The sequence below is a fragment of the Cupriavidus sp. 01T418 genome (assembly GCF_056398885.1).
Window position 1 is genome coordinate 118,593 of record NZ_JBFTQG010000018.1, and the last position, 6,664, is coordinate 125,256.

Sequence of the window (6,664 nt, forward strand, 5' to 3'; positions counted from 1 at the left end):
CGTGCATGGCCCATGTATTACTGCGCCACCTTGGCCGCCTGGTACGCGGCATAGAGCTTCTTGAACACCGGGCCGGGCTCGCCGCTGCCGATGGTCTTGCCGTCGATGGTCACCACCGGCAGGATCTCCTTGCTGGCCGACGTCAGCAGTACCTCGTCGGCGGCCATCACATCATCCTGCGAAATCCGGCGCGCTTCCAGCGAGATGTCCAGCGCCGCGCACATCTCCTCCATCCAGCCGTAGCGGATGCCTTCCAGGATCAGGTTGTCCTTTGGCGGCGCCGACATCCGGCCTTTGACGACCACCCAGACGTTCGATGCAGAGGCTTCGGTCAGCGCACCGTCGCGGAACTGGATGGTCTCCGTGACACCATGCTCCGCCGCGTTCTGCGCCGCCAGCACGTTGCCCAGCAGGGAGGTCGACTTGACCTGGCAGTGCAGCCAGCGCTTGTCCTCGGCCGTCACGCAGGCCACGCCCTGCTCGCGCATGGCCGCCGACGGAAGCGACATGGGATTGGTCATGATCAGCACCGTAGGCGTCACTTCCTTGGGGAAGGCATGGGTGCGCCGGGCCACGCCGCGCGTGACCTGGATATAGACCATCTGGTCGCCCAGGCCATTGGCCTGTACCACGCGGTCGATCAGCGCCATCCACTCCGGATCGGTGTGCGGGTTCGGGATGCCGATGGTTTCCTGGCTGCGCGCCAGGCGGGCCAGGTGCTGCTGCAGGCGGAACGGCTTGCCGCCGTAGATGGGGACGACTTCATACACGCCGTCGCCAAAGATAAAGCCGCGGTCCAGCACGGGGACGCGGGCTTCGGACAAAGGCGTGAGTTCGCCGTTGAGGTAGACGATTTCGTCGTTCATGGAAGGTAGGTAAGCGAGCACGAGCAGTCGGGGATGGAAGTATCCATCGGATGCCACATTGTTTCATAGGCGCCGGGAGGAACCCATGCAAAATCGGCATGACCCGGGGCGGGCGATGGGCCTCGGCTCGCTACCGGGCATGGGGCGTCTCCCTCCAGGGTCGCCCGTGCAGCCTACGCGAGTCCGCGCATTCCCTACATGGGCACCCAGCCGCCCATCGCCCTGCCATTTAAGGCATCTGCACCGTAACCTCCATAGGACATAAGCGAGACGGGAATGGGGTGGAGAATATATATCTCACCGCACAAAGCTCGGTGGCGGGCCCGGAAGGGATAGTCGTAGTAATTCCTTGATATGTCCCTGCCATCAATATCCGAGTCGTTGTGGAGCTCATCCATGTTATTTTGCGTGCGCAGTATACGCAGAGGCCCGCTGGAGCCGTATGGAATAATTTCCCGCCTCGAATGATTGGCGCCGCCATCAACTTCAAGGTAAATTGAAACGTTGTCGACGTAACGAGCAACATTCATTCCGAGTACGTTCATGTAGTAAATGTGCACATTCGATGCGTCTTGGGACAGGATGATGCTTTGAAGCGAGTCGAATGCCTCCGCCGGAGAAATTTTTCTCTTCGACGGCAAGCTTTTTTCCAAACATTCACCGGCACAGAAGGCCTTTCCTTGCCCAAGGTGCGGCGTTGCTATACCAATGGATGAATGGCTGTAAGCGAAGAACCCGCCAGCCTGACGAATCAATTCAGGACTCCGATTATCCAAACGATAAGCGTGCTTCACGTCTTGTCTGATAAACATTCGATGCTCCTGAATTCGGTTGAGAAAAACGCCTCTCTCGAAATACGTGCACAAAGGTGACAACTTCAAGCAATTCGATGCAATTAATTGGAAATTCTCCACGCCCAGATTACCAGCGAGGTCAGAGGCCATCCACCAGGCATCGAATGCCCGCCACAATGCCGTTCATTGCGCCGGCTGCACAGCCTGCATATGATTGGAGAATCCCGATCCCGATCCCGCTTCGCACCGCCACGTCGCCCATAGCTTGCTCCCGTGCTGGCGCTCCCCTGCGCCATCCAGCTCGAGGGCCAGCCAGTTACGCGCGGGCATTATGTAGCGGTTGTACCCAGGGAACAACATCATCTCCACGCAAAGCTGGAGATCGATCGATTGAATCTTGCTTGCCGTGCTGTTCAGCATGAACAGGAAAAGATGCTCCGCCACACCCATCAAGGACGGGTGAACGACAGCGGAGGAGGTGAACTGCTGGATCTGCGCCCAATTCGAACCCGGCGCAATGTCGTGTCGATAGGCATTGCCCCACGCGGCAACATGTACATCGCCCGACACGATCGAAGCACGCAGCATTTTCTTCCCTGCAACCTGTGTAAGGGTCTCGAGAAGCCGCTTGCGCTCACCCTCATGGTCATCGTGCGACCAGTGATCCCTTATATCGTCGGCACTGCTATCCAGCACGTCATCCCGACCGAAGATATCCAGCAAGCCCTCTGCAAGCGACAGCTTCGGATGCGCAACCGGCACGGATGACAGCAGTATCAGATGCTGGCACTTGCCGGTGGGTTGCGACGGAGATCCATCAGGTATCGCTTGCAGCCACCCGTGCAAGGCGTTCCACGTGGCAGCGCCCATGATCTGGGTGCGCGAACGCTCCGTGCGCAAATCGCAGGCAACAAGCGCCACCGGGCCAATGACGTAGGCCGTGGTAAATCCCGGCTGATTGTCGAGCAAAGGCAGGGCCAGCGGATCGCTCTGGCATTGGTGGCTCCACTGAACCGGTCGATACTGCGGGTCACGCTGGCAGACATCCGCTCGATCGATGGTTTCGAGTGATGGCAGGTCCGCCAGCGCATGTTGCATCTGAAAGACCCAGAACGCCCTTCGTGCATGACGGAACATTGCCTGAAACAGATCGCATTGCTGCATCTCCGGACTATAGGAACCCCATCCATCAAAAATATCATGGTCATCCCACATCATGAGTGTCGGAATGCGCGCCATCGCATCTGCACTGTCGCGATTCGCTGATGGCTGTCCCCACGGCCGGCGTGAGGTCGGCAGCCATCGTCGGCTGTATAGCCCGAAGTAGTACTCTTCGATCGCCTTGTCCAATGCCTTCGTGACCTTGAATCGTAGTTGCTGCTTGCGAGACAGGCTCACCCATTGCTTGAGTGCTTTGAGGTCCTCCCAGATCGAGTCCAGGTAGATCTGGTCGCCACCCATGACGAGCAGGTGAAAGCGCTGCAGTCCGTGGTCATGGATCCGCGCCTCGTGCCACAGTTGCTCCTTGTCCAGCAAATATCCTTGAGGGCGAAGACTGCGATCGTGATTGCAGAGCACATCCGACCAGACGGCGTCTGCGGGACACACGAGTTTCCGCATCCCACCGGGATCCGAAAAACCATTGCAGGAAACGTAGGCCATCCGAGGGGCATCACCTTTGCCGGGAACGGTGAAATGCCATGACGGGCCGCCAGGCGATATACCGAACTCTACCATTCGCTCATTCCCCTGCATCTTGCAGCTCAGGTCGTAGCGCAGGAATGTTTCACGGCCCGATTCAAGCAGAGTCACCGGCGTCGCACAGTCCTTCCCCTCAACGTGCAATATCGGTATTGGTTCACCCTGGCGAACGCCAAGCAGCGCTGTTACATGCCAGACCCCATCCTCGCCGACGCCACGAAAGGAAAGCACCGGCCCTACTACGAATACTTCCCTTGCCATGCCATAACCTCCTCATTAAATCATTGCATCAATGAATGCGTCTGCTGCCAAGCGCCTTGGATGTACGCCCGAGCGCGAATCGCAACCGTTCGGGCAGGCGCTGCATGCACAGGTGCCGCAGCGCACCCGTCCTGTCCTCCTGCATGCGGGTGCGTTCGAGCCAGACGCAAGACCGAGTGATCCCTCTCCGCTCCGCTTCCTTTGGGTCTTCCTTTCCACCGGTTTGCTGTAACGCGCTACGTCGAGATCTCCGGAGGCGGCCGGAATTTCCCGTTGCGAATGACTCATGAGAACAACGTAAGGCTACCGCACCAACGGCAAGATAATCAAGGCAAAATGGCTTGAGAAGGGAGTGATAGCGTGTTATTGATGCAGAATCCCTATTTAATAAAACTTATTCTATTTTCACCCCATCCCTCGTTCGCTACGATACGTCTGCGACATGGTCGCATCGATACCGCCATGTCCGACATTCAGATGGACGGATCAGGCGCGGTGACGCTGATCCTGTTGTAAGTCCAGATAGCGCCGATACCAAAATCAGCGGGCATCACAAGCGCCTGCAGCGTAGATCTGTGGCAACAAGCCAGATGTAGCCGGGTGATGATACGCACTTCCATATTTATTCTTTTATTTTGCCACGAAAGGCGTGTTTATATATCAAGGATGTCGATTCGATGATTGAATATGATGCAAGGCGAATGTTTGAATATTCTCGATCGAATTTCAGCGGATCCTTGAAATCGTCAAACAAGGTATACAGCTATGAATATGGTAGTTCGAGCGACAGGAAGAAGACTGACAGATTGAATCTTTCCCAACGGGCTGACAATGCCATCGAGGTCTATCGTTCTCGTGGATACAGTGCGGAGGACCTGCTCGCAAAGAAAGTGGAAGATCGCGCAGGAAACTGTGGGGAAATGACGAAAATGGCATTGCATTATGCAGCGCTTCACCGGATTTCCGACGTGTGGCGCGTGTCGACAGACGATCTTGGCGGTAATGCGGTGGACCATGTGTTTTGCGTGGTCGGACTGCCGTCATCGCCGCCCAGATTGGGATTCATTTCGTCCATGGCCAGTCAAGCGGGCCATACGATGCAGGCATACGTTTGCGACGCATGGGCCGGTATTGTTTGCCCTTATCAACAATACCCGCACCTTTTTTTACAGAAAATGGCCAGATGGGAGAGGCAGGGCAAGGAGATTGACGCGGGATGGCCCGAGCTTGGTCCCTGCGGCGGCTCTGTTCGTGCAACACGGTATGGCGTCCGGTTTATGAAGAGCCCGGCTGATTTTGTTCGCTTTACAGCTTCCCAGTTGTAGCGGCCATGTCACGGTTGCCATCGAAAAGTAGAAATTCGTCATATTTTTCACAAATTCCATCCCTGAATGCTCTTCCCGTCTAAGGATGGACCTGAAATTCATCGGCAAAGTACATCTTTCAAACACCCCTGGAGGATCGATGTGATTAGACACTTTATAAATATTTCAATAATACTGGCATTGGTCGCTCCGCTAAAAGCCATTTCCAAAGAGGAAATTGTCAAAATTGGAGTGGCAGTCCCTCTGACTGGCTCCATATCCCACCTTGGAAAAGACATCGAGGCCGGCGTTCGATTGGCGATAGACAGACTCAATGCTGAGAGAGTGAGCATTAACGGAAAAAACTATAAATTTGTTGCCATCGTGGAAGACGATCAATCAGACCCGCGTGTTGCCACCCAGGTTGCACAGCGCCTGGTTGACAGTGCCGTTGTCGCCGTCATTGGCCACTACAATTCCGGCACTACCATCCCGGCATCCCGTATTTACGCAAAGGCAGGGATCCCCCAGATTACTCCGGGATCCACCAATCCGATGTATACGCAGCAGGGCATAAGCACAGCATATCGGATCATAGCTAATGACGACCAACAAATATCCACGTTATCCAGTTTCGCATTCAACAAGCTGAAGGCAAGGAACGCCATCATCATTGATGATCGCACTGCTGCCGGCCAGGGGCAGGCAGATCTCTTTGCCAGGATGTTCCAGGAAAAAGGCGGAAACATCATTGGCAGGCAATATACAACAAATTCCGCGGTGGATTTTATGGGGATCCTGACAAAAATTCGCTCGCAGAAGCCGGATCTGATTTTCTATGGCGGCATGGATGCGCAAGCTGGCCCGATGGCAAAGCAGATGGCACAACTCGGAATGAAAACGAGACTATTAGGTGCGGACGGTATGCAATCCAGCCTTTTCACTCGGCTTGCCGGTACCGCTGCCGAAGGCCATCTGGCCTCGTCCGTTGGAATGCCAAAAGAAAAGCTGCCTGGCTATCACGATTTCAATAAATTGTACTCGGCAAAGTATGGCGATATGCATGCCTACTCACCCTATAGCTACGATGCCACCATGGTGATAGTAGATGCGATGCGACGCGCCGGATCTGTGGATMCAAAAATTTACGCGAAGATGATCAGCACGACGAACTACAAAGGTATCACGGGGAATATCAAGTTCGACATGCGCGGAGATATCGAGGGCGGCGCCATTACCGTCTACGAGGTAAAGAACGGCCGCTGGCAAAGCTTGGATTGATCGAGTCATCAGGATCGGGCCAGGCTGCGGCTCTTGGGGTGGGTGAGGAACAGCGGCTTCGCGCCGGTATCGCACCAGGGTAGTCATGATGGGCCTCCGCTGCCCCTCCTTAGTGCGACAAGATCTTTACCGGATGAACCTTCGACATAGTTTCAGGCACTCAGGAGAATGTTTCTCCACCGGCGCCTACCTCATGTTTTCGGTCTCCCGTCAGTTGAACGCCCTCGCGGCGGACTCGCCCCCTGCTGAAGCGGCGCAGGCTTCGRGCACCACGTGCACAGGGACTCCCCTCCAGGTCGATGCGGTGACCCGCAACGCGGCAGCCGCGGCACTGCGGAGCATGGTCTTTCTCGATGACTTGATGCGGGACATCGCGCTGTGGCTGATCCCCACGCACCCCGACTGGCCGCCGGGCGTCCAGATTCAGCTGCATGTCGACGGCAGCCCCCCCGGGGCG

General features: G+C 56.1%; 6 protein-coding genes. 2 read left to right on the forward strand and 4 right to left on the reverse strand.

All coding sequences use genetic code 11. The annotated features are described in order from the left end of the window. Window positions 1–17: 17 nt before the first annotated feature. From AC1DQ3_RS19090 to AC1DQ3_RS19105, 4 genes are all read right to left on the reverse strand, one after another. The gene (locus AC1DQ3_RS19090) at window positions 18–866 is read right to left on the reverse strand and encodes a D-amino acid aminotransferase (protein ID WP_477121716.1); all 849 of its coding nucleotides are present in this window, start codon (window positions 864–866) and stop codon (window positions 18–20) included. Window positions 867–1,060: 194 nt separating this feature from the next. Further along, window positions 1,061–1,678, reverse strand: coding sequence for a hypothetical protein (locus AC1DQ3_RS19095; protein WP_477121717.1), 618 nt, complete (start codon window positions 1,676–1,678; stop codon window positions 1,061–1,063). Between the two features lie 165 nt (window positions 1,679–1,843). Further along, on the reverse strand, window positions 1,844–3,622 hold the full coding sequence (locus AC1DQ3_RS19100; protein ID WP_477121718.1) for an alkaline phosphatase D family protein: 1,779 nt from the start codon (window positions 3,620–3,622) through the stop codon (window positions 1,844–1,846). A 473-nt stretch (window positions 3,623–4,095) separates the two neighbouring features. After that, window positions 4,096–4,242, reverse strand: coding sequence for a hypothetical protein (locus AC1DQ3_RS19105; protein ID WP_477121719.1), 147 nt, complete (start codon window positions 4,240–4,242; stop codon window positions 4,096–4,098). Between the two features lie 57 nt (window positions 4,243–4,299). On the opposite strand from AC1DQ3_RS19105, the gene AC1DQ3_RS19110 reads away from it, so the two are divergent. Both AC1DQ3_RS19110 and AC1DQ3_RS19115 read left to right on the forward strand, forming a co-directional pair. Continuing rightward, window positions 4,300–4,947 (forward strand): hypothetical protein, encoded by a 648-nt coding sequence (locus tag AC1DQ3_RS19110; RefSeq protein ID WP_477121720.1) that lies wholly within the window; start codon window positions 4,300–4,302, stop codon window positions 4,945–4,947. 141 nt (window positions 4,948–5,088) lie between these two features. Then, window positions 5,089–6,207, forward strand: coding sequence for a branched-chain amino acid ABC transporter substrate-binding protein (locus AC1DQ3_RS19115; protein WP_477121721.1), 1,119 nt, complete (start codon window positions 5,089–5,091; stop codon window positions 6,205–6,207). The last annotated feature ends 457 nt before the right edge of the window (window positions 6,208–6,664 follow it).